This is a genomic window from Neobacillus drentensis (assembly GCF_036962765.1).
GTDB lineage: Bacteria > Bacillota > Bacilli > Bacillales > Cytobacillaceae > Neobacillus > Neobacillus drentensis_C.
The window spans coordinates 522-4,574 of record NZ_JBALOS010000174.1 but is presented as its reverse complement, the minus strand read 5'-3'; the positions used below and the strand labels follow the sequence as shown (position 1 = coordinate 4,574).

At 36.9% G+C, this 4,053-nt stretch carries 4 protein-coding genes; 2 read left to right on the top strand and 2 right to left on the bottom strand.

Annotated features, from left to right (window positions below; translation table 11 throughout):
* Positions 1–262: 262 nt before the first annotated feature.
* Positions 263–880: a TrkA C-terminal domain-containing protein gene (locus V7137_RS20790; RefSeq protein WP_335699838.1), complete on the top strand. Its 618-nt coding sequence runs from the start codon at positions 263–265 to the stop codon at positions 878–880.
* Positions 881–941: 61 nt separating this feature from the next.
* On the opposite strand, the gene V7137_RS20785 is transcribed toward V7137_RS20790, so the two are convergent.
* On the bottom strand, positions 942–2,498 hold the full coding sequence (locus V7137_RS20785) for an ABC transporter permease/substrate-binding protein (protein WP_335699837.1): 1,557 nt from the start codon (positions 2,496–2,498) through the stop codon (positions 942–944).
* The gene (locus tag V7137_RS20780; RefSeq protein ID WP_335699836.1) at positions 2,498–3,622 is read right to left on the bottom strand and encodes an ABC transporter ATP-binding protein; all 1,125 of its coding nucleotides are present in this window, start codon (positions 3,620–3,622) and stop codon (positions 2,498–2,500) included. The genes V7137_RS20785 and V7137_RS20780 overlap by 1 nt, the downstream gene beginning before the upstream one ends.
* Before the next feature lie 181 nt (positions 3,623–3,803).
* Here V7137_RS20780 and V7137_RS20775 point away from each other — a divergent pair.
* Positions 3,804–4,053: M50 family metallopeptidase (locus tag V7137_RS20775; protein ID WP_335699835.1), on the top strand; the 250-nt coding region annotated here is incomplete at its 3' end.

The window sequence follows — 4,053 nt, the reverse complement described above, 5'->3', positions numbered from 1 at the left end:
AAGGAAAAAAATAAATAAAACAATCATAAATAAAACAAAAATACTGCCTAAAACGATAAGTGTTTTCCGTTTCAATTACTCACCTCATTAACCATGATTCATTACAATTATGTCCAATTACAATAAATGAAAACACTCACATTATTTTGAATCTAAATGAATATTCCTACTCGCATAGATGCATACAAAAGAGTATATTGGATAGGTGATACTTATCATTATTCAGTGACAGACCTAGATTAAGATGGTTGCGGAGGATGTTATGCAAAAGGCACAAATACCGACATACGAGCGGATTGCGATAGATTTAGCAAATAGAATATACGATGGGAAATTTAAGGTTGGTGAAAAAATTCATGGCAGATCTACGTTAGCAAGTGAATATAAGGTTTCACCTGAAACGGTCAGAAGAGCCATAAAGATTTTAGAAGATGTCGAGATTGTCCAATCCACTAAAGGGAGTGGAATTATCATTTCATCTCGTGAGAATGCTTACAAATATATTCAACGGTTTTCAAATCTCGCTAGTATTAAAGATCTTGAGAAGCAAATGAATACACTGATTTCAGAAAGAGACAAGCTTGATGAACAGCTATTTGATACACTTAGAAAAATTATGGACTACTCAGGGAAACTTCGTCACACGAACCCATTGGCACCAATCGAGGTAGAAGTATTTTCGGACTGTAATCATATTGGAAAAACTATTTCAGAAGTGAAGTTTTGGCAAAATACCGGAGGAACGGTTATTGGGATGAAGCGGAAGGGGGAATTAATTATTTCACCGGGGCCTTATGCAGTAATTCTTGAAGGGGATGTCCTCCTTATTATTGGTGCTGACGAAACTTATGACAGGGTTCTTCACTTTATGGAAGAGTGAGAACCATTGGGGGAAAAGGAAAAAGCCGGTCATTTGAGACCGGCTTTTTCCTTTTCAACTATTAATCCAATAATCCTTCTGTTTCTAAAAATTCCTTTGCTACCTTTGCAGGTGACTGTTTGAGACTGTCTACCTTATAATTCAGTTGACGCATTTTTTCATCGGTTAACTTACCGGCTAAGGAATTAATAACCTTTTTAAGCTCAGGATGTTTCTTTAACGTTTCCTCCTTTATCATCGGAACCGCATAGTATGGAGGGAAGAAGTTTTTATCATCCTTTAATACCTTCAAATGAAATGCTTCGAGTAATCCATCCGTAGAGTAGGCATCGATGACATCGCTCTTATGATTGTCTAATGCGGTATAGCGCAATCCACCGTCAATGGCTTTAACGTTTTTAAAATTCATATTATACGTTTTTGAAAGTCCAATTAATCCATCTTCCCGATTAGGAAATTCGATGGTCGGACCCATGGTTAACTCATTGCTCACCTTGGCTAAATCAGAAATCGTCTTCAAACCATATTCTTTTACGGTGTCTTCTCGAACCGCTAAGGTATATGTGTTATTAAATCCAATCGGTTTTAACAATTCAAAACCATATTTTTGTTTGAATTCCTTCTGGACAATATCGTAAACAGCATCGGGATCACTTTGTGGCTTCTTCTTTAAGATATTAACTAATCCTGTCCCCGTATATTCAACATACATATCAATGTCCCCATTTTTAAGGGCATTGAAGGCAACCTGACTACCACCTAGATTTAGTTTTCTTTCTACTTGAATATCAGTCTTATTTTCTACTAAATCTGCAAGCATATTCCCTAAAATTATTTGTTCACTGAAATTTTTTGAACCAATCACAATTTTTTCTTCTGCGTTGACCTTTGAATAAACAGTAAATGCCCCGGCAATGATTAACACAATACAAGCAAAACTAATCATAATTTTTTTAGTCGTTTTACCAGCCTTTTTTGCTGATGTTTGTTTGCTTGTATAGGAGAGGGTTGATTCAAGCTTACCGACTATAAAATCAATGACGAGTGCAAGAATACAGGCAGGAATAGCCCCAGCTAAAATCATATAATTGTCAACCGTTTGTACCCCAGAGAATACCAGATACCCTAGTCCACCCGCACCAATAAAGGCAGCAATCGTCATTAATCCAACAGCGGTAACCGCTGAAATTCTGATACCCGCCATAATCATCGGGAAGGCTAGTGGTAACTGAACCTTTCTCATTGTTTGACTCTTGGTCAGACCGATACCTTTGGCGGCTTCCAGAATATCCCCATCAATATTCGTCAAGCCTGTGTACGTGTTCTTAACAATTGGAAGAAGCGAATAAAGTACAACCATAATAATGGCAGGGGTACTACCAATACCAACAAAGGGGATAAGAAACCCGAGTAATGCCAAACTCGGTACCGCTTGAATTACATTCGTCGTGCCGATAATTGGTTTCGCGAGCTTTGGTTTTCTTGAAATTAATATACCGAGCGGGATCCCAATAATAATCGCAACTAGTACTGAAATCACACTTAAATATAGATGCTGGCCAAGTAAATTAATGATCTGCTCATAGTTTGTGCGTAAATAATTCAAAAATCCACTCATTAAAAGGCCACCTCCAAATCGATTAATTGACTGCTTAATGCAGATAGAATACTACTTCTCGTAATCAGACCAATTAGTTGGTTATGATCATTCACAACTGGCACATACCCGATTTTATGTTCATTCATGGTCGCTAAAACAGAAATTAAATTTGCATCCTGTGAAACGGAAAGAATATTTTGCTCCATAATCATTTCAATCGAGGTGGTACGATTTAACAACTGGATGCTTTTTAGTGTCACTAAACCCTTTAGGACATTTTGTTTGTCAGTAACCATGAGGCTGTCAACCTTATGGTCTTTCATAACCTCAATGGCCTGAAGAACGGTACGCATGGAAGTAATTTTGACCGGGTTAGGAATCATGATATCTTCGGCCATTAATAATTCAGGATTATTCCAAACCCTTCTTTTTCCTATAAATCCTTCAACAAAGTCATTGGCAGGATTTTTAAGAATGTTTTCAGGTGTATCGTATTGGAGAATATTCCCATCTTTTAAAATGCAAATCTTATCAGCTATTTTAATAGCTTCGTCCATATCATGGGTAACAAAGATAATCGTTTTGTTAAGTTCCTTTTGCATTTGGAAAAGTTCATCTTGCAAGGAACTTCGTGTAACAGGATCCAAGGCACTAAAGGGTTCATCCATTAAGATAATGTCGGAGTTGGTTGAAAAGGCTCGTGCTACACCAATTCTTTGCTGCTGACCGCCACTTAATTCTTTTGGATATCGATATAAGAATTCCTTGGGGTCTAACCCGACCAACTCGAGCAGTTCTCCTGTTTTGTTAGCAATGGAAGCTGGATCTTCCCCTTTAAGCTTTGGGATCAACTCCAAATTTTCCTTAATAGTCATATGTGGAAATAAACCAGTATTTTGGATGACATACCCAATATTCCTACGCAATTCAATCGGATTCATTGTGGAGATATCTGTCCCGTTGACAAAAATCTTTCCTGAAGTTGGCTGGATTAACTTATTTATCATCTTCAGTAAAGTAGTTTTCCCACATCCACTCGGTCCGATAAAAACAACCAACTGACCAGCCTCAATTTCCAAAGAAAAAGGCTTAATAATTGTATTTGATCGATACTTTTTAACGATGTTTTTAAACTCTATCAATTTTATTCCTCCTTTTTAATAGAAATGTTCGGTATTAATGCAACAACTCAATGCTAACATAAAAGTTGTTACTTTGTCTAATCAAGACCGATTTTACGGTTGGTTGAAATTTGCAAAAGTTATAAGTATACGTGTTAAACTGAAGTTAGAAAAAATTATGATACCCAGAGGAGAATTTATTATGAGCTTTGTTCGAGACAAACTCAGTGCGAAGTTTTTCCTTTTCCTCGTGTTTGCCTTTCTGTTAATTCATGTGCCAGTTCTAGGAAACTATGTAAAAGTCATTAATACCCTTTTTCATGAATCCGGTCATGCAATGATTGCTCTTTTGGGAGGAAATGTCGAAAGAATATCATTATTCATGAATTCCGAAGGGGCAACATACAGTCATCAATCAACTCGGATTGGCAGTTTCTTAACCAGTCTAGGAG